At 39.5% G+C, this 21,453-nt stretch carries 22 protein-coding genes and 1 rRNA gene; 20 read left to right on the plus strand and 3 right to left on the minus strand.

Annotated features, from left to right (window positions below; all coding sequences use genetic code 11):
• Positions 1–69 precede the first annotated feature (69 nt).
• A 5S ribosomal RNA gene (gene rrf / locus CK503_RS13600) occupies positions 70–182 on the plus strand.
• Between the two features lie 87 nt (positions 183–269).
• Here rrf and tgt read toward each other — a convergent pair.
• Positions 270–1,397 (minus strand): tRNA guanosine(34) transglycosylase Tgt, encoded by a 1,128-nt coding sequence (tgt, locus tag CK503_RS13605; protein ID WP_095607380.1) that lies wholly within the window; start codon positions 1,395–1,397, stop codon positions 270–272.
• A 161-nt stretch (positions 1,398–1,558) separates the two neighbouring features.
• Here tgt and CK503_RS13610 point away from each other — a divergent pair, with 161 nt between their 5' ends.
• From CK503_RS13610 to CK503_RS13695, 17 genes are all read left to right on the plus strand, one after another.
• Positions 1,559–2,287 carry a polyprenol monophosphomannose synthase gene (locus CK503_RS13610; RefSeq protein ID WP_095607381.1) on the plus strand — a complete coding sequence of 243 codons (729 nt, stop codon included), beginning with the start codon at positions 1,559–1,561 and terminating at the stop codon, positions 2,285–2,287.
• Between the two features lie 75 nt (positions 2,288–2,362).
• Complete coding sequence (locus CK503_RS13615; protein ID WP_095607382.1) at positions 2,363–3,328, plus strand: acetyl-CoA carboxylase carboxyltransferase subunit alpha; 966 nt, start codon at positions 2,363–2,365, stop codon at positions 3,326–3,328.
• An 11-nt stretch (positions 3,329–3,339) separates the two neighbouring features.
• On the plus strand, positions 3,340–3,774 hold the full coding sequence (locus CK503_RS13620) for an acyl-CoA thioesterase (protein ID WP_255233430.1): 435 nt from the start codon (positions 3,340–3,342) through the stop codon (positions 3,772–3,774).
• 193 nt (positions 3,775–3,967) lie between these two features.
• A complete protein-coding gene (locus tag CK503_RS16485) occupies positions 3,968–4,234 on the plus strand; it encodes a DUF2085 domain-containing protein (protein ID WP_350354271.1) in 267 nt (88 codons plus the stop codon).
• 17 nt (positions 4,235–4,251) lie between these two features.
• Positions 4,252–4,824 (plus strand): DUF4199 domain-containing protein, encoded by a 573-nt coding sequence (locus tag CK503_RS13630; RefSeq protein ID WP_095607384.1) that lies wholly within the window; start codon positions 4,252–4,254, stop codon positions 4,822–4,824.
• A 22-nt stretch (positions 4,825–4,846) separates the two neighbouring features.
• Positions 4,847–5,779: a CPBP family intramembrane glutamic endopeptidase gene (locus CK503_RS13635; RefSeq protein ID WP_095607385.1), complete on the plus strand. Its 933-nt coding sequence runs from the start codon at positions 4,847–4,849 to the stop codon at positions 5,777–5,779.
• 11 nt (positions 5,780–5,790) lie between these two features.
• The gene (locus tag CK503_RS13640) at positions 5,791–6,060 is read left to right on the plus strand and encodes a putative signal transducing protein (protein ID WP_095607386.1); all 270 of its coding nucleotides are present in this window, start codon (positions 5,791–5,793) and stop codon (positions 6,058–6,060) included.
• 7 nt (positions 6,061–6,067) lie between these two features.
• Positions 6,068–6,889, plus strand: coding sequence for a phosphatidate cytidylyltransferase (locus tag CK503_RS13645; RefSeq protein WP_095607387.1), 822 nt, complete (start codon positions 6,068–6,070; stop codon positions 6,887–6,889).
• Entirely contained in the window at positions 6,876–7,907 is a 1,032-nt protein-coding gene (locus CK503_RS13650) for a dipeptide epimerase (RefSeq protein ID WP_095607388.1), read from the plus strand. Before CK503_RS13645 ends, CK503_RS13650 begins: the two co-directional genes overlap by 14 nt.
• Before the next feature lie 258 nt (positions 7,908–8,165).
• Positions 8,166–8,417 (plus strand): helix-turn-helix domain-containing protein, encoded by a 252-nt coding sequence (locus CK503_RS16490; protein WP_095607389.1) that lies wholly within the window; start codon positions 8,166–8,168, stop codon positions 8,415–8,417.
• Between the two features lie 391 nt (positions 8,418–8,808).
• The gene (locus tag CK503_RS16175) at positions 8,809–8,985 is read left to right on the plus strand and encodes a hypothetical protein (RefSeq protein ID WP_176466319.1); all 177 of its coding nucleotides are present in this window, start codon (positions 8,809–8,811) and stop codon (positions 8,983–8,985) included.
• Positions 8,986–9,053: 68 nt separating this feature from the next.
• Positions 9,054–9,218 (plus strand): hypothetical protein, encoded by a 165-nt coding sequence (locus CK503_RS16180; protein WP_176466320.1) that lies wholly within the window; start codon positions 9,054–9,056, stop codon positions 9,216–9,218.
• A 712-nt stretch (positions 9,219–9,930) separates the two neighbouring features.
• The gene (locus CK503_RS13675; protein ID WP_141239943.1) at positions 9,931–10,623 is read left to right on the plus strand and encodes a hypothetical protein; all 693 of its coding nucleotides are present in this window, start codon (positions 9,931–9,933) and stop codon (positions 10,621–10,623) included.
• On the plus strand, positions 10,623–11,321 hold the full coding sequence (locus CK503_RS13680; protein WP_095607394.1) for an ATP-binding cassette domain-containing protein: 699 nt from the start codon (positions 10,623–10,625) through the stop codon (positions 11,319–11,321). The genes CK503_RS13675 and CK503_RS13680 overlap by 1 nt, the downstream gene beginning before the upstream one ends.
• A 130-nt stretch (positions 11,322–11,451) precedes the next feature.
• Positions 11,452–12,033, plus strand: a complete 582-nt coding sequence (locus CK503_RS13685) for a hypothetical protein (RefSeq protein WP_141239944.1) — start codon at positions 11,452–11,454, stop codon at positions 12,031–12,033.
• Positions 12,034–12,174: 141 nt separating this feature from the next.
• Positions 12,175–12,693 (plus strand): TlpA family protein disulfide reductase, encoded by a 519-nt coding sequence (locus CK503_RS13690; RefSeq protein WP_095607396.1) that lies wholly within the window; start codon positions 12,175–12,177, stop codon positions 12,691–12,693.
• A gap of 109 nt (positions 12,694–12,802) precedes the next feature.
• Complete coding sequence (locus CK503_RS13695) at positions 12,803–14,998, plus strand: peptidase domain-containing ABC transporter (RefSeq protein ID WP_095607397.1); 2,196 nt, start codon at positions 12,803–12,805, stop codon at positions 14,996–14,998.
• A 90-nt stretch (positions 14,999–15,088) separates the two neighbouring features.
• On the opposite strand, the gene CK503_RS13700 is transcribed toward CK503_RS13695, so the two are convergent.
• Positions 15,089–15,550 (minus strand): MauE/DoxX family redox-associated membrane protein, encoded by a 462-nt coding sequence (locus CK503_RS13700; protein WP_095607398.1) that lies wholly within the window; start codon positions 15,548–15,550, stop codon positions 15,089–15,091.
• 79 nt (positions 15,551–15,629) lie between these two features.
• Here CK503_RS13700 and CK503_RS13705 point away from each other — a divergent pair, with 79 nt between their 5' ends.
• Positions 15,630–16,526, plus strand: coding sequence for a TIGR01777 family oxidoreductase (locus CK503_RS13705; RefSeq protein WP_095607399.1), 897 nt, complete (start codon positions 15,630–15,632; stop codon positions 16,524–16,526).
• 15 nt (positions 16,527–16,541) lie between these two features.
• Here the strand turns inward: CK503_RS13705 and CK503_RS13710 are convergent, their stop codons facing one another.
• Positions 16,542–19,208 carry a hypothetical protein gene (locus CK503_RS13710; RefSeq protein WP_095607400.1) on the minus strand — a complete coding sequence of 889 codons (2,667 nt, stop codon included), beginning with the start codon at positions 19,206–19,208 and terminating at the stop codon, positions 16,542–16,544.
• Between the two features lie 113 nt (positions 19,209–19,321).
• Between CK503_RS13710 and CK503_RS13715 the strand changes: the two genes are divergently transcribed.
• The gene (locus tag CK503_RS13715) at positions 19,322–21,451 is read left to right on the plus strand and encodes a BatA domain-containing protein (RefSeq protein ID WP_095607401.1); all 2,130 of its coding nucleotides are present in this window, start codon (positions 19,322–19,324) and stop codon (positions 21,449–21,451) included.
• Positions 21,452–21,453: the final 2 nt, after the last annotated feature.

A 21,453-nucleotide genomic window follows, 5' to 3' on the forward strand; every position in this document is an offset into this window, starting at 1 on the left:
ACACCCCGATCTTCCCTTACTCTCAGCTATCACTACGTCGAAGACTTTGATATATTGACCGAATTTTGAGCAGGCGGGCCAAGCGCCGGGGCTCCACCCGTTCCCATCCCGAACACGGCCGTGACACCCGGCAGCGCCGATGGTACTTCCCACAAGGGAGGAAGCGTAGGTCCCCGCCCGCTCTTTTTTTTATTTTTGTATTGTTATTATAAAGGTGATCCACAGATGGGTCACCTTTTTTATTTTAAAAAGGTGCCGGGTAAAGAAACTTAAATTTTGGTACCCAAAACTTCTGCTTTTTCTTTATACCAAGTATGGAAGGTATCATTGGTAATACGCTCTTTTACTTTATCCATCAGCCATAAGTAAAATGTTAGATTATGGAGGGAGGCCAATTCCAATCCAAGTAATTCATTGTTGCGAAATAAGTGATGGATGTAAGACATTTTATATTTCTGACATAAATCGGTGGGGAAGTCGGGATCTAACGGTTTTTGATGATTTTTCCATTTGGCATTTCGAATATTAATATACCCATTGCGGGTGAATATTTGACCATTGCGGGCATTCCTTGTCGGTAGTACGCAATCAAACATGTCAATACCGCGGGCAATGGCATGCAGAAGGTTTTCAGGTTTTCCAACTCCCATTAGGTAACGGGGTTTATCCTCAGGAAGATAATCGGTATTAAGGTCCGTCATTTCATACATTAGTTCGGTGGGCTCTCCAACGCTAAGTCCACCGATTGCAATGCCCTCAAAATCAAGATCAGTTACATACTTTGAGGATTCTATGCGTAAATCCTCATAGGTGCCGCCTTGAACAATGCCAAACTGAGCTTGTTTATGACTGTATTTAGGTTTTGTGTTGAGAAACGCTTCACGCCCTCGTTTTTCCCAGCGATGCGTAAGCTCCATCGACTCTTTAGCATATTCGTAGCTGCTGGGATAGGGTGGACATTCATCCAGAACCATCATGATATCAGATCCAAGGGTACGCTGGATATCGACAATATTTTCTGGAGTGAACATATGTTTGGAACCGTCCAAGTGGCTCTTAAATTTAGCCCCCTCTTCGGTTAGTTCTCGATTATCGGACAGGGAAAAGATTTGATACCCTCCTGAATCTGTTAAAATGGGTCGATCCCAATTGATAAAAGAGTGAAGCCCACCGGCATTTTCTATAATATCACAACCCGGACGCAGATAGAGATGATAGGTATTGCCCAGTATTATCTGAGCTTTTACTTTATCGATCAATTCGTCCTGCTTTACAGCTTTCACGGTTCCTAAAGTACCTACCGGCATAAAGATGGGGGTGTCTATTTTTCCATGGTCGGTAGAGAGTGTGCCAAGACGAGCCTTTGTTGATGAAGCAGTCTTCTTTAATTTAAACAATGGTAATTATATTAATAAGTTAGTAATTCTTTTATATTCTTAGTCGCTGAAGATAGGAAAATTATTTATGCAACATTAATAAGCTATTTTGTATCCTTAGTGCATCTTAAAAGAAAGAAAAGTATCGATGAATAGTAGAAATAATTATTACAAAAAGGTTTATGCCTAAAGAGACATTAGTAATTATTCCCACGTACAATGAAGCCAATAATATTTCGGAGCTTATCGGACAGGTGTTCAATCAAGATGAGAATATTGATTTATTGATTGTTGATGATGGTTCGCCCGACGGAACTGCTGATTTAGTTAAAGAAGCTCAAAATAAATTTGGGGAACGATTGCATCTGATTGAGCGATCCGGCAAGCTGGGATTGGGAACTGCTTATGTAGAAGGGTTTAAGTACGGCCTTGAACAGGGATATTCGTATATCTGTGAAATGGATGCTGATTTTTCTCATAATCCGGATGATCTCCCGGAATTAATTGCCAAAGTTAAGTCAGGGAATGCAGATGTAGCTGTTGGATCGCGGTATGCCAAAGGAATAAGTATTATTAACTGGCCGCTGAGCAGACTTATTTTGTCTTATAGTGCTAATCTCTATGCCCGATTTATTACGGGACTGCCCATTTTTGATACTACAGCCGGATTTAAGTGTATCCATCGTAAAGTGCTTGAGGGTATTTCGGTAGATAAAATTCGGTCGAATGGGTACGCTTTTCAGATTGAACTGCATTTTAGGGCTTGGCAAGCAGGATTTACGCTAAAAGAAGTGGCTATTATTTTTCGTGAACGCGAAGAAGGGGTATCAAAGATGTCAAAATCAATAGTTTGGGAGGCTATTTGGCGGGTATGGACATTAAAAATTCAAAGTATATTTGGGACACTTTAGTAAGTAAGATATCTTCTTAATATCTTCGTATATGTTCTTATATTTGAGGTCATTTTTAAGTGATAAAAATCCTTTATGCAGTATTTAGATTTTGAGCAACCTATTGCCGATCTGGAAAAAAAGATCAAAGAGTTGAGTGAATTATCTGTTGCGGATGATGAAGTACTTTCGCCAGAGATAAAACGGCTCGAAAAGCGTGTTGATGAACTCCGGGAATCAATATTTACAAACTTAACACGCTGGCAACGTGTACAGTTGGCACGTCATCCCGAACGTCCCTATACGTTAGATTATATTTATAAAATCACCGAAAATTTTGTTGAGATACACGGCGATCGATATCACAGTGATGACAAGGCCATTGTAGGTGGTTTTGCGACAATTGATGGTCAGTCTGTGGTTATAATGGGACATCAAAAAGGTCGAGATACCGAAAGTCGGCAATATCGTCGATTTGGGATGGCCAATCCCGAAGGATATCGCAAAGCTCATCGCTTGATGAAGCTGGGGGAAAAGTTTGATATCCCCGTAATAACGTTGCTTGATACGCCTGGCGCCTATCCGGGCTTGGAGGCCGAAGAGCGCGGGCAAGCTGAAGCTATCGCAAAGAATCTTAAGATGATGGCTACGCTGAAGGTGCCCATTATTACAGTTGTTATCGGAGAAGGGGCCAGTGGCGGTGCTATTGGTATTGGCATGGGCAATGAAGTGTATATGATGGAGAACACCTGGTATTCAGTAATTTCTCCGGAATCATGCTCATCTATTCTTTGGAAAACTTGGGATTACAAAGAACAGGCAGCAGCGGTATTAAAGCTTACGGCTGAGGATCTGGAAGGGATGGATATAATTGATGGTATCATCAAGGAACCACTTGGCGGGGCTCACCGTGGTCCGGATCAAGCAGCTAAAGCAGTAAAGGAGCAAATACTGGAATCGTTAAAACGGTTGAAGAAAAAATCGTCCGAGAAGTTGGTTGAATCCCGCATCGACAAGTATGCGAATATGGGTGAGTTCAAAAAAGTATCTAACAACAAGTAGACGAGTGTCCATTGTTTCCCGATAAAGATCCAATTTATAGCTATACCCATCAGTTGCGCAGTCGATATGGCGAAACCGATCAGATGGGGTATGTCTACTATGGACGATACCTGGAATATTTTGAGGAAGCTCGTACCGAAATGATACGGTCACTTGGTTTACCTTATGCCAAATTAGAGCAAAATGGCGTTATGCTTCCGGTCATTCACACCCAAGTGGATTACAAATCACCGGTCTTTTATGATGAGCTAATGGATGTGGAGGTATTGCTGTTTGATATCCCCACAGTGCGGCTCGAAACATATTATTATGTTAAGACTGAGCGACGGGAAGCTCCCCATATTCAAGGAAAAGTTGAGCTCTGTTTCATGAAAGAGGACACGCGCAAACCGTGCCGGGCACCCTCTGATTTTGTGAATGGACTAAAGGAAGTAGTCAACAGTTAATGCTATTATGCAAATACGTCAGCCAATATTATATGGATTGGTATTTATATTGGTTTTAATTTTAGTACTTGTTGCTATTGGAGGTGGATTGTTTAACCAATCTGCTCGGTGGCCTGTACAATGGCAGCACCAGGCTTTTAATAGTTTGTGTCACCAAATGGCTAACCGTTCGTTTTGGATTAACGGGCAGCCTATGGCGGTTTGCAGCAGATGTATTGGGGTTTATTCCGGCTTTGCTTTGGGATGGATGTTATTGCCAATGTTATCCTTAATAAGGATAACGAGATTGGCACATATAAAGAAAGTTTTGGTAGTTATATTATTATTTAATTTTATTGATGCTGCAGGAAATTTATTGGGACTGTGGCAGAATACATTGTTTTCACGAGCGATATTAGGTGGAATGTTGGGAAGTTCAGCAGCACTCATTTTTGTTGGGGATTTTTTTCATCATAACTAAAACAATAGGGGATCATTATGGATGAAGTAACAGAACAACAAGCAGAGCAGAATAATCAACCATCGTATTGGACATCAGTAGGGATAGCAGGAGTAATTTTTGGGATTATTGTTTTCGCCCTCTCGTTAGTAACGAGCTATGCAATGATTAATTCTGAGCCTTCTGGATCGCTATTTTCTCCAGTACAACTGTTGGGAATATTCGTTTGTCTGGTGGGTGCCTTTGGGGGAATGTTGGCTACCTGGCACTATGCTAATGAATATAACATCAGTATCAAGTTGGGCAAAGGGGCACTAATCGGATTATTTACCGGTATTTGTATTACAGTAGTTTACATTGTGTTTAATCAGATCTGGCAGTTTATTGATCCCGATATGACACAAAAAGCAATTGACAGTGTTATTGCCAATTTTGAGGCATCAGATTTACCCGATGCTCAAAAGCAGCAAATGATTGATTCTACGGTACAAAGTATGCGCGGTCAAAATAGTATAGGCACGCAGCTTTTATATAATCTCCCCATGTATGGTATCTTAAATGTTTTTACCGGAATGATAGGAGCTAAGGTTTTTGGAAAGCAGGAAGGATAATTAAGGCAGAGAAAATAAGTTAGTGAATAATAATTTATCTGAATCTGGTATTTCTAATTCCAATTATCAATCATGGGCCGAGCGCAATGGATTTTCGGACTGGGCGCTGGCCCTGCTTTGGATTATAGCGGCTTTTATCCTTTTTCAAGTGACGGCTTCTATTGTGGCTATTGCATTGATGTTAATAGAGGGTGGGATAAATGCTGATGCCAACCAGATGATGTCGCAACTAACAGAAAACCTGGATTTGCTTTTTATCGGCAATTCGGCGGGACAGATTTTATTTTTGGGATTGGCAACCTGGTTTTTTGCGCGATTGCATAGCTCCAGAGAGGGACGAAAGAAGTTTCTCCGATTTTCTATTCAGCCCGATACTTTGCGAAAGTCAGCCATAACGGTTGTATTAATTATTGCAATACAACCTACCATCTGGTTTTTATCGTGGCTTAATGCCCTTATTCCCGTGCCCGAGATGTTTAGCAATATGCAGAATACCCAGATGCAGATGATCGAAAATTATCTGCAGGGCGATCATATGCTGATGCTAACCTTATTTCATGTAGCACTGGTACCGGCAATTTGTGAGGAAACTCTTTATCGAGGTTATGTAATGAGGGCTTTTCAAAAAAGCTGGGGCATTTGGCCGGCCATCATTGTATCGGGATTGCTTTTTGGACTATATCACATTCAGCTTAGTAATTTAATTCCGCTTGCAACACTGGGGATGTTATTCGCATATGTTACTTGGGTATCAGAAAGTATTGTGCCGGCTGTTGTTGCCCATTTGGTAAACAATGGCGGGAGCGTATTGGTGGGCACCTATTATCCTAAATCTGCTTTTGCAGAAATTACACCAGAATCAATGCCGCCCCTTTGGGCCGTAATAATTAGTCTGTTAATTACTGCTTATATTGTATATTGGATGTACGGTCAAAATAAGAATTCAATAGCCTAAGGAGGTTTATTATGTTGGAAGGTTCTGAACCAAACGATATTGAAAACTGGACTTGTGTTAAGGAAGGCGGCACCGAATATGAAGTTGAAAGTGCTAAGAATTACCTTGCCAGCCTCGATATCCCCTCTAACATCTTGTCCAAACGAGATTCATCATTTAGTGTAAATTATGGTGAAATGGGAATGGTTTATCTGTATGTGCCAGATGAATACGAAGAAGAGGCCCGAAAAGCACTGGCCGAATTTGAGCTGCCGGAAGAAGGAACCAACGAAGAAGAATAATTGATCTGTGACTGAGCTTGCTAAACGTATTCTATTTGCTGTCCCGGCTGCGGCTTTCTTTATATTTATTACATGGCTCGGTGATTTTTATTTTGTTGGGTTAATTATTCTTGTGGCCCTTTTTATTCAGCGGGAACTTTCTATGCTGGCTGCCGGTGCCGGATTTGAACCGGATAATCTTTTCCCGTATACCATTGGCATGTGGATATTATTGAGTCCCTATTTACCTCATGCACTTGCCATTGGAATGGCTATCTTTTTGCTGTTTATAGCTATTCAGATTTTCAAGTCCGGTGACCATGCTTTAAAGCAGGTAATTGGTACGTTCTTTTGTGGTATTTATGCACCGCTGGGGTTGTTGGCCATTATTTTGATTAGAAATACAGGTTCTTCGGCTGTTGGTTTTGCTCTAACTATTGGATTACTACTCATGGTATGGGGGAACGATGTGTTTGCCTACTTCGGGGGTAAATATCTCGGAAAAAAGAAACTGGCGCCTGCAATCAGCCCCAATAAAACCTGGGAAGGATTTTTCTTTGGAATTCTTGGAGCACTGGTGGGATTGACCATCGCTTATTATGCCGTTCCGGTTGCCCTTTCGGTGTCATTACTTGTGTTAGCTCCGGTTACATTGCTGATCAGTATATTTGGTCCCATTGGTGACTTGACAGCCAGCAGAATAAAGCGAGTAGCTAATGCCAAAGATGCTTCTGATATTTTGCCGGGGCACGGTGGATTTTTTGATCGTTTTGATGCTCTCATTTTAGCAAGCCCCGTATTTTACCTTTACTTATACGCACTTCAAATTTTAGGATATGTCTCGTTTTAAGCTCGAATATGAAAAATTAGAACTTGTTCCTTCCCATCCGTTTACAATCGCACGCGGAACTAAAGAAACGGTTCCCAATGTACTGGTGAAGTTAACGGCCGATGGTATTACGGGATTGGGAGAAGCTGGTCCCAATAGTCGATATAATGAAGATGCGGATACCGTTATTGCTTTTCTAAAACAACTCCCCGCCTCATTTTTTGATGAGATTAATTCTGCCGAGGTAGTTTGGGAGAAACTTCAGCAAATAGATCAATCCGTACAGTCGGCAAAGACAGCAGTAGAGATGGCGTGGCTGGATTGGTGGGGCAAAAGCCAGGGACAACCGCTATGGAAGTTGTGGGATGCTCCCTCACAACAGACGCCTCCGACTTCTTTCACTATTGGCCTTGATGATATTGATGTCATGCAGCAAAAGGTGGAAGGAGCTAAAGAATATCCCATATTAAAAGTAAAATTAGGAACTGATCGGGATGTAGAAATTATTAAAGGCATTCGCGAAGTATCAGACCAGATTATTCGAGTAGATGCCAATGAGGGATGGGCAGATTTAGATACGGCCAAACGGCAGGTTCGTTTTTTAGCAGATCAAAATGTGGAATTTATTGAGCAGCCTATGCCTGCCTCATGTAAAGAAGAACTGATTCAGTTAAAACAATGGTCACCATTACCCATTATTGCCGATGAAAGTTTTGTAGGCAGAGAGTATATGGATGAAATAGCTGATCAGTTTGACGGAATCAATATTAAGCTCCAGAAGGTGGGGAGCTTGGTTGAAGCTTTTAAGCTAATTGATAAGGCCCGTGAGCAAAATATTGAGGTGATGATTGGATGTATGATCGAAAGTTCTCTGGGGATTGCCGCTGGAGCGTTACTGGGAACATGGGCCGATTATGTAGATCTCGATGGTCATTTGTTGATTAGCAACGATCCTTTTTCAGGGTTGACGCTTACTAAGAATAAGGAAGTTCGCCTATCTGATAACCCAGGGTTGGGAATAGAGGAGTCTAAAAAGTAGCGACCTTATCCAGTTAATAAATAAGTCCTACCCAAACTTTTTATTGATCTAATAAAATTAGGGATTTATAATGTAACATACTGCATGCTTTAGACTCTTGTAGAGCTGAAAGTGAAAATTTCTAAAAATATTAGTCATTACCTTTTAGTATGCAAGAAAAAAAAATATCGCTACAAGCCTATTCCCTTAAAATTTTCAGTTAATGTTTTAAAAGAGAATTTAAAAGAAATACCGACTGTACAACGTTGGGCTCGGCAGATGGGGTATTCCCGGTGTTACTTTTCGACTTCTTTTGCAGAACACTTTGATGAGACTCCGCACGAATGCCTTTCTAGAGTGCGGTATACCCGACTACACAAAGTGATTTTATCTTATCCCCATAAAACCAGTCGGGCTATTGCTGTAGAAATTGGTTTAAAAGATGACCAAGCCTTGTATAAATTTCTTAACCGACACTTTGATACAAATTTTACGGAAATTCGGAAAAAGTTATTGAACGGAGAACAGTAGGAAGTGTGCAGAATTTAGGTTCAGGATAAAAAATAGAATATGCAGCCATTGATTGTTGTAGGTTAGAAGAATTTGCCTAAGTGCCCTACTTAACCTGTAACATTCAACTTGCAACTTTTAAATAAGGGCTTGTAAATATAGTAACCACAAGAAACTGGACGCTGACGATGAGTACTGACACTCCAAAACAAAAAGGAGAGACAACTAACAAATTGGATACCGAACTTTCTTGAAGGTACGAATCAAATTTTTGAATATGGAAGTGAACTCATCGAAGGGGTACAGAGATGGTGATACGCAAATTATTGTGTGGCTTTTTCGGTGAAATATTCTAAAATAAAACTATAATTAAGTTAAGAGGTTTATTATGGAAAAGTTGGCAATAGAAAAAATGGAACAAATAGAAGGCGGTAATAAAGACGCGATATTAGGAGGTGCATGTGGATATGCAACCCTTATTGGAATAGGTGTAGCTGGTGCAGCTACTGGTGGAATAGGTACTGCTGCTGGAATTGCAATCGCAGGGCCAGCATGTGCGGCTGCTGTTGCTGGAGTTGTAGCTACGTAAATCCTATCTTCATATTTTTAATTCTAATTAAAAATTATTTGATTATGAATACTTTAAGTAAACAACAGATGACACAACTTAGTGGTGGTGATATGTGGGATTTTGTAGATGGCGGTTGTGCAGTATTTGCGGTTGGTACTGTACTATCTGGCGGTGCTGCTGCTGCTAATCCTGTAGGGGGTACTATCGCAGCTGGTTGTGCTGCTAGACAAGCATATAAAGCCTTTAGTTAAAAATAGGTTAACCATTTATATATCTAATCGGGGGGGATTTGCCTCCGATTAGATTTTATTATGTATACATTATTTTTTCTTTTAAAAAAAAGAATTAAATATATATTCGGTAAACAGAGATTACTTTCAACCTTATTTTATTTTTTATTTGTTTGGCTTCCATCTTTAGTTGCTGGCATAATTGGAGGGATTAGTTTAGCTAGATTTGAGGTCGGACTTAATGTAGGTTTTTTAGTGTTATCTGCTGTATTCATTAGTTTTATCAATGTCTTTATTAAAACTAATATTGGATATATAGTAAGGTCTTACCTAGTACTACCAATATCCAAAAAAGTTATTGCTGTTGAACTTATTTTATCTGAGTTATTTAGAGTCCTAAATATCGTTTTTTTTGTTTTCACCTCTTCTTATTTTATATCTATATATAATAATTTATTAACAAATTTAATACTCTCCATTCTCTTGTTTGTTTTTATATCTGTGCTATCAATTTCATTTCGAATATTGGTTAACAGATCTAGTTTGCATTTTGTTACAATTCTATTAATCGTCGGCTTTACATTTTTGTTAAATTATATTACAAATACATCTTTATTATATATTTCATTTTATAGGGTAATGCTCATAACAATATTAGCTGGGGGAGTTTTTTTCTTATTTAAAAAAGTAATTTTAAAAGGATTTTATTTGGAATATTTGTAAGATGAATAAAATGAGCTGGTTATATATTAAAGTGCTATTCAGAAATAAGCGTGCTGTTTTTCAACCTATTAATATTGTTATATTTTTTTATATAGGTTTATTTCAATTTGTAGTTGGTGCTGAAAACAATTTATTAATACAGGAAGTGTTAGGGTATTCTCTAGCTATAATTTCAACAGGTTTATTTTTTACACTACACTCTTATAGATTAGTCAGCATAAATTTTGATGCACTTTCTGTTTGGCCCATCTCATATTCTTCAATAAATCTATCTGTTTGGTTAATAAGTTTTTATATATCAACTCTTATATTTTTATCCGGTTTTTTGGTATTAGTATTTCTTAACAAATCACTAATATTTGATTTACTTTCATGTTATTTATTTACCATTGGTGTTTCAAATGTTGCCTATTTAGCTCTCGCTATCCAAGAAGAAAAAAGGTACGATCCTTCTCTAAGTGCTTTTAGTACAAAAGGATCTAGAGTTAGCCACCCATTTATTAATAATGCAGTCACATTATGTTTAGGGTTATTTGTTTTTTTAGTAAAAATGTTGAGCAATTGGTTCGGAGGTTATCTTTTTTGGTTTCTTATGAGTTCCGCTGGAGTTGTGGGTTTATTGCTTAATCCAATATTGTTAAAAAAAGTAGATGAGTTTGTTTTGCAACGGAGTTATTTAATGAAAGAGGGGTTTAGAAAATAATGACAATATATTTTAACAACGTAACAAAAACCTATAAGGATTTTTCTTTATCAATTCCAGAATTACATATAAAAACTGGCGAAGTTGTAAAACTATTTGGAAAAAATGGGGCAGGAAAAACAACTCTGCTTCGTTTGATAGTTGATCTTGTTGAGGTAGAAAACGGTATTGTGACTATAGATGGTATGGAGACTTCAAAAACGGCAGCCTGGAAGAAGTCTACAGCATGTTTTTTGGATGATTCATTTTTGATAAAGTATCTTGAAGTGCAGGAATATTATAAACTACTTTATAATTTTTATAGTATTCCTTCAAAAAGTGCTTCGGAAGTCAATGAACTAGCAGGTAACTTTTTAGATATGTATTCATTAAAAGATAAGAGAATAGAAAATTTGTCAACTGGTAATCAAGTAAAGGTAGGGGTTTTAGGCACTTTATTAGTTGAACCAAAATTACTTATTCTAGATGAACCAATTGCAAATCTTGATCCAGAATCTAGAATAATACTTATATCGTTGTTAAAAAGATATAAAGCAAATAATGATTGTACAATAATATTATCAAGTCATGACCTTAATGTTACAAACAGAATAACTGGCAGATCTATTATATTAGATAATGGGGCGATTAAATATGATCAATATGATCAAAAAAATAATCTGGAAAAAATCCAACAACACTTTAATAATAGTTTATAGTATTTGATTTTTATTTTTCAGTTATATTTTTATGGTTGGTATGATAAATCATTTATTTGATAGAATGAAAATTTCTATTAACCGATGTAACGGTTGGATAATATTCAGTATAGTAGTTTTTATATATTTATTGTTTTCTGTAATAATCGATCAGTATATCTTTGGCAAAGAGGTGTATATTCGCAGTTTTTCTGACCAGCTTACGCAGGAAAGCCTTGAAGCGATGTTAGGTTTTCAGGAACGTTACTGGTGGTTTGGCTATGTATTCACCCCCTTGTTACTTCTTATAAAACTGTCCTTTGCAACCGTTTGTATCAGTATTGGCACTGTTTTATCAAACGTAGAGTTCCACTTTAAAAATATTTTTAAAGTGGTCCTTTTGGCTGAAGTAGTTTTTATTGTGGCACAGACTTTGTACTTAGTTAACCTTTCTTTTCACTTAGATACCCTTACTTTGGAAACAGCTTCTAATTACTATCCTTTAACAATTCTAAGCTATTTTGGTACCGAAAATGTGGTACAGTGGCTGCAATACCCGCTCCAAACCTTAAACCTGTTTGAGGTTGCTTATATAGTTGTTATCAGTTGGCTGCTTTCGAAGCAGTGGAAGGAAGATTTTGCGGAGAGCATGTTAGTTGTTTTACCGTCTTATGCAACGGGGCTTATTCTGTGGCTGGTGTTTGTAGCTTTTATAACCCTGCAAGTGAGCTGATTTTAGTGAGCAGTTATACAGTGACAGTGTGACAAGGTACAAGAAGCAGGATGCAAGAATTCAAAATTCATCGAGCGCTGATGACTTTTCTAATCAATAACTTAACTACTCTTACTTTCGACTTTAGACTCAAAAATAATCATGAAACGGAAACTGGCTTTTATTTTTCTACTGTTTATTATAGGTGCTATTGGTTACCTGGGATTCTCAATTTATGATCAACTGCAAGAAAAACAGGTTGTTAAAGAACGCATAGCACAAGTACCTGAGTTTACAGCTATTGGCTTGGATGGCAGGGTTATTCAAAGTAATAACTTTGTAAGAAAAGCTCCTTTTATTCTTACCTACTTTAATACCGGATGCGAGTTTTGTCGGGCAGAGATACGCAGCATAAAAAGTCACAGATCATTGCAAGAACGTGCTATGATTTATCTGATCTCCGATGAGCCTGCCAGGGTTTTGAAACAATTTAGGAACAAACTTGAGTTGGATTCGCTACAGAAGATAAAAGTACTACAGGATTCCACTGCCGAAGTTAAAGAATTGTTTGGGGTAAAAGGAGTGCCAAATACATTTGTATATAACCGAGAGGGCAAGCTACTGAAGAACTTTCAGGGTGAAACTAAGGCTGAAATACTGTACAAGTTGGTGAAGAAATAAGCCATGGATCTGTACGGATTAGAAATGGATTTCTCGTGCTTCCGTGCTTGGGTGGTTTGTATGATTTGCCCTAAGAAACAGAAATTTTAAGAGCAATCAAGTTGTCGAGATGTGGGATAATAACTCAAATTTAAAAAAGAGAGCCAAAGAAGCATTTGTACGTCAGCAAGACCAGTCGGATTGTGGTGTGGCTTGTCTGTTAAGTGTCATTAATTTTTTAGGCGGAACTTCGAAGCTGGAACGTCTTAGGGAGTTGAGTGGTACCAGTAAACAGGGTACAACCTTACTGGGTTTATATCAATCCGCAGATAAAGTAGGCTTAAAAGCGGAGGCTTACGAAGCCGATTTGGAAAATCTTAAAAAACAGACCGATCCCTGCATTCTACATATTGTTAAAGATGAACGCCTGCAGCATTATATTATTTTTTACGGCATTAAAGATGGGCAGTTTATTATTAGCGACCCGGCCGAAGGGGTGAAGCTGGTATCACCAAAGGAGATTGAAAAGCTCTGGAAAAGCAAGGCATTGTTGTTACTAAAACCTGGAGAAGATTTCACCACTGTTGATGAAAAGAAAAAATACCAGTGGCAATGGATCAAACAACTGACAAAAGAAGATCTGAATATCTTGAGCCTGGCCTTGGTACTGGGAATTTTTGTATCAGTGTTGAGTTTAGCTACGGCTATTTTTTCTCAAAAGTTAATTGATGAAATACTGCCGGGAGAAGACACCTTAAAATTATTTGTAGGGCTTGGTCTTCTTGCATTCCTACTTTTTGCTAAGAGCGGACTTTCCTATGTGCGACAGCTTTTTTTAATTCGTCAGAGCCGGGATTTTAATAACCGTATTATTAATACCTTTTACAGTTCACTATTAAAATTGCCGGTTCCCTTTTTCTTTAATAGAAAAACGGGCGACCTTATTGCCCGAATGAACGATACACGTCGACTGCAACGTACGATCACCTATATTTTTAGTGAAGTAATGATAGATGTGCTACTTATTATAGTAGCCTCTGTTTTTATTATGACTTATTCAATTAATCTGGGTTTTTTTGTACTGCTTAGTGTGCCCCTGTTTTTTCTACTGACCTGGCAATATAATGAGCCTATACTGAAAGGTCAGCAAGATGTAATGAAGGCGCATTCAGCCAATGAAAGTAATTACGTGGATACGATACAAGGCATTGCAACAATTAAAACCGGGAATCGAGAACCCTTTTTTTCCAAGATTACTAAAAAGATCTATGGTTTTTTTCAGGATCAGATATTTGATCTTGGAAAAGTGGGAATAAAGTTTACCTTTTGGGCTGATATTATCAGTGCATTTTATATGGTCGGGGTGCTGGGCATTTCTTCTATGTTGGTTCTGCAAGATGAGCTATTAGTTGGGGCATTAGTGGCTATTTTTCAGATGAGTAGTCAGCTTATTCCTTCTGCTAACCGGCTTGCTTTAACAAATATCAGACTGCAGGAAGCAAGAGTTGCTTTTGATCGGATGTATGAGTTCACCTCCTTAGAACCGGAATACAACAAAAAACCGGAAATAAAGAATAAGTTAGAGAATGACAAAGTTGAAAGTATTCACGTATCTGATTTATCATTCCGATTTCCCGGGCGCAGTCCTTTATTAAAGGATATTTCGTTTGCTGTTGAGAAAGGAGAAATGATTGCTCTGCTGGGGGAAAGTGGCTGCGGAAAGACAACAATGTTGCAGATTTTACAACGTTTTTACGAACCGGAAAGTGGAAGCTTAAAAATTAATGAAAATATAGGATGGGGAGAACTGTCAGTTAAAAGCTGGCGGAATCACCTTGCTTCTGTTCCGCAGGATATTAAAATATTTAGCGGCACTTTGTTGGATAATATCTGTTTGGGAGATGTACAGGAAGAAGACGTTGAACAAGTTATTGAATTTTGTAAAGAGTATGGTTTTAGTAAATACTTTGAGGAATTTCCTCAGCAGTACGCAACTATATTGGGAGAAGAAGGAACAAACATTTCAGGAGGACAACAGCAGCTGGTTGCGTTGGCTCGTGCACTATATCAAGAACCGGACTTGTTATTACTCGATGAGGCGACGTCAGCAATGGACCGTGAAACGGAACAGGGTATGCTTCAAATGTTAATGGAGTCTAAAAAAGAAATGGGGATAATTTTAGTTACTCATCGTATTAAGAGTGTTAAATTAGCTGATCGAATTTATATTCTTAATGAGGGTAAAATTACGGAGCAAGGAAGTCCTCAGGAGTTAGCTACGGGACAAAATTTGTTCTCCCGTTCTCTGGAGGAGTTATCAGTATAGGGCTAATTTGTTGAAACCTATATAATAATAGAAAGATTATTAGGAAAGATGTCAGAAAATGGGGGCGTTTTATATAAATTGCTGAAACGCTTATATAGATGCTTTATCTGATATTTTTGGTTTCGAAGTAGAAAGCAAGTATGCTATAATAATTAAAGCTATTAGTATTAAATTTCTAAGCAGGGTAAATTCCAGTCCCGATGCAAAACCAAAAGCGCCAAAGCAGCCGCAATTTTCTACTGACATCCCCTGAAAATAAAAGTAGGATAGCACAGAAGAGAAGCTGATGAGCATAGCTAACGTGCCTGACAGAGCCCATTTTAAAAATTTATTCCAGATTAGAAATACAGCCAGCACGAGTTCAATAATGGATGTTGCAATTACAATAGCAGTTGCGTACTCAATGAGCCAGTAAAATTCGGTAGCCAGCAGTTCTACCAGATATCGGGCATCGGAGCCGCTGATGAGTTTTCCTATTCCTGAAATCAAGAATAGAATACCCAAGAGTAAACGAATAACTGTTATTGCTTTACTGAGATATGATTTATTCATTGCAGAACTTATTCTTAATGGAATGCTACTGAGATTCTAAATGTAATAGCTTCATACGAATAAAAAAGAAAAAATATTTATGAAGATTTTAATAACGGGCGGTACCGGATTTGTCGGATCTTATTTGCGAACATTGCTGCTTCAAGATGGACATTTTTTAACTATTGTGAGTAGGTCTCCTAAAGAATATGAGGATGAAACGGCAAAAAATCAGCAATTTGTTTCTTGGGATGACAATCTTGTGCCGGAAATGGAGAAAGCAGATGCGGTCATAAACCTGGCAGGGTCCTCGATATTTGGAACCCGATGGACCGCCGAAGTGAAAGAGAAGATCTATAACAGTCGCATTGAATGTACAGAACAGTTGGTGGAAGCTGTTAAGGGTGCGGAAAATCCTCCGTCGGTAATGATTTCTGCTTCGGGAGCTGACTATTATGAACCAGCTGGCGATACGGTATTGGATGAGTCTGCTCCGGCCGGAGACAGCTTCTTATCTAAAGTATGTGTGGACTGGGAAAAGGCTGCCCAACCGGTGACCGAATACGGGGTTCGTCTGGCCAATCCGCGTATTGGCGTTGTGCTCGAAAAAGACGGTGGCGCTTTGGAACAGATGTTAATGCCGTTCAAGTTTTTTGTGGGCGGACCACTTGGCAGCGGTAAGCAATATTTTCCGTGGATTCATATGCTGGATTTGTGCCGTGGGTTAATATTTCCTCTGCAAAATGATAAAATTGAAGGTCCCTATAATTTAAATGCCCCCAATCCGGTGACGATGAATGAATTTGCAAGTGAGTTGGCTTCACAATTGCATCGACCGTCACTGTTTAGAGTGCCGGAATTTGTGTTGGATATTGTCTTAGGAGAAGCTGCAAATCCCGTAATAACAAGCAAGCGCATGCAGCCGAAAAAGCTACAGCAACACGGATTTGAGTTTAAGTTTGGTTACCTGCGACAGGCCTTAGGGGATGTCCTGTAACTGTGGCTATTACTCTTAGGACTCCTCGCTATCCCCCTCATTCTCATCATCTGTACCAAAGATCGTCCACGTGCGAAGTCCTTCCCGCGTTTGGGCGATAAGTTCATTGTATCCGTCACCGTCGATATCTGTTACAATTGGATATTGCATGCCACTCGTAGGGACCGAATATATACGTTCACCATTCCTTATTTCCCAAGCATACAGTCGCCCGAAGTTTGCTAATGCTATAACATCATCTTGTCCATTTTTATCAATATCTGAGACAAAAGGTGAGAACTTTGGTGCAGCCGGTTGCCCCATACTCTGAGTGAATCGCAATTGTCCTTCCTGGTTAATTAAAAACACCGAGCCATTTGAGCTCATTGTTAAAATCATTGACCCACGATGGGTTTGGTCTCCATCCTGCACAGTTAAATCGAGAACAGATGGAGTTCCTACCAATGCACTGTTTGAGGCGTATACAGCTTCGATATCGGAAGATTCGGTACTTGTTTCAAAGACGTTAAGTGAATCAGCAAATAGTTGGTTGGGTCCTATGGAATACAGATAGCCGTCGGCAGCATTTCCTAAAATATTGCCCTCATATAGCACGGGAGAACCGTTTAATGATGCGTTAATAAATTTTGGAAAGCCAGTTCTTTCATCACCATTAGGATGCCATCCGTGGAGTGCATTTTCTGCAAATGCAAAAATAGTGGTTGCCCCCTGATAATCTGTAACTGTTGGGGTGGTTTCAATTTCTGCATTGGTTGTAATAGGCCAGCCGTTTATGTTTTCACCACGACCATCCATAAGATGTAGTTTTCTATCTGCTGTTGCGGTCAAGGTATTAGGTAATCCGTCTCGGTCGATATCTTCTACGACTAATGGGGAAGTAATTTGTTCGTCGAGTTCAAAGGGAAACTTGGGAAGCAGTTCTCCACTGTCATTCCACCCGTATACTTTGTTACCGGCTGCCAGCAGAATTACATTTTGATTGGTTCCATACCAGTCGTATACAACGGGAGATCCAACCGGAGTATCAGAGCCGGTATTGGCTTGCATTACTACCGTACCGTCAGCTGCCAGAGCGTACAAATTGCCGGATTGCGTAGCAAAAATGACCTCATTTTTGTCACTGCCGCCAATATCAGCTAAAATTGGTTTGCCTGTTAAGTCTGCTCCCGTAGGGAACAACCATTTTTCCTGATAAGGTGCTGAATGGTCTTCTGTTTGATACGCTTTTAAGCTAAAGGAAAAATTATCTTCATTATTTACAGTTGTTGATGCAGTAAGAAGGTCAAACTTTGAAGTGAGGGCATTAAGATTGTTATTGGGAGACAGAAACGGTTTTACAAAAGAATAGAAATCACTGTTACCAACGAAAAATCCGCTTATTTCTTCGGGAAGATCCTCTTTTATATTCCGAAATGTCTGCTCGTAGTACATGGTACGGCGACGGCTGCGGTCAGATGAAACCCCTTCGACAAGTCCTTTACGTTTAGAGATCGCTACAACATCTCCGATAATATCCAGATAAAAATTCTGAAACGTGCAAAATGAACCCCCTATTAGTTGGGCAATGGCGTTGCTTTGGATTACGTATAGACCATCGCTACGTTGGATCTGATCATCACGAACCAGTGAATTTAGTGCAGTCCGTAGAGCAGACACATCCGAAACTTTTCGAAGAAAAAGGTGTTCGCCGGTAGAAAGGAAGCCCGACTGCGCGTACATGACCAGCGAAAACTCGGGATCGAGTGTTTTGGCAATGTCCGAATAAGCAATCTGATCGTCCATAAGAACCGAATCCAATCGCGTTGTATCGGGTAGAGATGTCGGGGGCACTCTTCGCGGTTCAAGACGAAATAGGCCTGCTGCCGCTGCATTAGAGGAAATATATTGATCCAAAACAATGGGGGCATTGGTAGATGAGACAGCTGCTACCAAATGGGACGGGACTTTTTCGTTGAGTGGGACAGTGCCTTCAAGTTCAATCATGCTGCCTTGTCCTTCGCCTTCTTGCCCGACGGATAATAATACCGGCTCTGTACCTTCAAGAGCGTTCTTAATCATCGGGCGATAGGTTACCATGGATATCTGCTCTGCCCATTTATCAAGAGAAGGGGTATTCATAATGATATGCCCGGGTTGTGGCGTAATATCCGAAAGATTGGCCCGGGGATGGGAACCAAGATATGCTCGGATGGATTCTTCTACTGCCAGACTGGATTCAGAAATAAATAGATCATCATGAAGTTGTGCTGCAAAGAGTCTTCGATCGCTAAGATGTAAAATATGTATCTTGACGTCGTTAAAAGAGTACTGGTTTTGGGAAAAATCCAGATAAAAATTGTTTTGCATCCGTTCTATAAAACTGCCGGAGGCCTGGGCCATCCAAACAATGGCAAGCTGGTTATCAGCATCTGGATAGAGTGAAATGGCATTTAATGAAATTGGAGATTGGGCTGTAGAGTCGATTCGAGATAATAGTTGAACGGCCGAAGATGTGATATCATCTAATAAAGGAGTGTGGGATGCATCAAGGACCGTATTGAGCGAAGCTTCTTCATCGGGGATAATTACAAAAGGTGCTTCTTCTGGCACGCCATCCGACCAGCTGTGATCGGGAATATCTGAACATGATACTAAGAGTAGAACGGTACATAAAAAGAAACCTGCAGCTTTAAACGTATTCATGAATGGGGGATAATTTTTTCTCCGTAATAATTATTAAAATATCGCTGTTTATTTAATAGCTTATGTATAGGCAATTTTATTTGAAGGCCTCAAAAGTAACAATTTTGATATAAATGAACTTTCTTAATCCTTTATTTTTGCTGGGGCTTTTGGCCGTAGCGTTACCTGTTATCATTCATTTAATTAATTTGAAGCGGCCACAAAAAGTTGCCTTTTCAACCCTGTCATTTTTTAATGAGCTTCGTAAAAGTACAATTCGTCGCATACGAATCAAACAATATTTGTTGCTTGCGCTGCGAACGTTGGCAGTGTTGTTTTTAGCTCTTGCGCTGGCCCGTCCTTTTTTACCTCCAACCATAACGGGCTCAGCAAGTTCCGATGAGCCCCGATCTGTTGCCATTTTGATCGATAACAGTGCCAGCATGAGCCGGGTTGGAACTGATGGCCCACTTATCGAGCAGGCCAAAGATGTCGTTGGTCGAATAATAAGAAACGGTAACTCCGACGATAAATTTCTTTTAAAAACAACAAATATTACTGATGCAACAAATGCCGGGTTTGTCAGTGGTAACAGGGCAATAGCACAGTTGGATAATATAACCTCGGTTAATCGTGGACATTATACTGCAGATCAGTTTAAGGAGGTTTATGAGCAGCTTAAAGATACGCCGGAAGGCCAATCGGTGCTGTACGTTATTTCTGATGGACAGGTTAGCCAGCTATCAAGTTTGGAAGATGTAGATCTTGGTGATGAATCGGAAGCAAAGTCTATATCAGTACAGCTCATTCAGCTTGAAGAGGTCCAACAACAAAATGTGGCTGTTAAATCAGTTTCTCTTGAGAGTCAGCTGTTAAGTCCGGGTTCGCCGATAACATTATCAGTAAAAGTTGAAAATACTGGTAATACAGCTGTTGCTAATCAGTTTCTTTCGTTAGAGTTAGGAGGGGAAATGACGGGGCAATATGAGACATCGTTAGAGCCGGGAGAAACCAAAGACTTTTTATTCGAGCTTGTTCCGGAAGAAGTTGGATATCTGTCCGGCCAAATTCTTTTGGAGGGAGACGAAGTGGGTTTTGATAACACAAGACATTTTGTAGTACACATTCCACAGCAGCGCTCAATTTTATTAGTAAACAATAGCCAGGAATCCTCTTCTTTTACATCGTATATAGCTCCGGCATTAGAAGCAGCCCGCCAAACCAATGCGCGCATCCTGTTTGAAGAAAAGCAGATGAATAACATTGAACAGGGAGAATGGTCAGAATACGACGGATTGATATTAAATGGACTTACCAGCATTCCTTCATATTGGCATCGGGGGCTGCGCGAATATGTGCAAGGCGGAGGAGGTATTTTGTTTTTCCCCTCTGAACAGGGTGAAATAGCAAGCTATAATCAATTCTTTTCCCTCTTTAATGCGGGTCAATTTGATAATGTGATTGGAGAGTACGGTTCTTTTGAAACCGTTACAAAAATGGGAGAGCTTGAAGAAGGGCATCCTGTATTAGATGGAATCTTTAATAAAGAAAAGGATGAAGATATACGGGTTGATTTACCCTCGATTTTCTACTATTACCACTATGAGCCTGCTTCAAATTCCAACAGTTTAACCCTGCTTGAAGCAGCAAATGATGACGTTTTGTTGGCCGAACACCCTTTTGGAGAAGGGATGTTGCTCACTTCTACGTTGGGAGCTGATCCTGGGTGGTCAAACTTTCCGGTAAATCCTCTTTTTGCTCCCATGTATTACCGGACTATATTGTATGCATCATCACCTGAAAGAGGCGGTCTTCAGCAACATCAGCTTGGGAATACTTTTGAATGGGTGGAACCCATATCAGAGACGGATATTACGCTTACAATAAATGGTACGGATTATAAGCCAGAGGTTGAGCGACAGGTTGATGGCATGAAAATAGTGTATGAGGGTAGAGGATGGGAGCCCGGAATATTAGAAATATCGGCCGAGGATCAGAAAATTAAGGTGTCTGTAAATCAAGATATAATGGAATCGTACTTTGATACGTTAGATGAAGAGCAGTGGCAAAACATAATGGATGAAAAGGTCTACACTCCTGATATGATTGCTGCAAATGATCTCTCGAATGATAAATTGGATGAACAACTGCGATCTTCTGTGTTCGGAAAAGAAATTTGGAATTGGTTTATTTGGGTAGCATTGCTTTTTTTAGTTACAGAAACCTTGGTTACGCGGTTATTTAAAGCTGAATCAACATCATAACG

This window comes from Fodinibius salipaludis (assembly GCF_002287075.1).
Taxonomy (GTDB): Bacteria; Bacteroidota; Rhodothermia; order Balneolales; family Balneolaceae; genus Fodinibius; species Fodinibius salipaludis.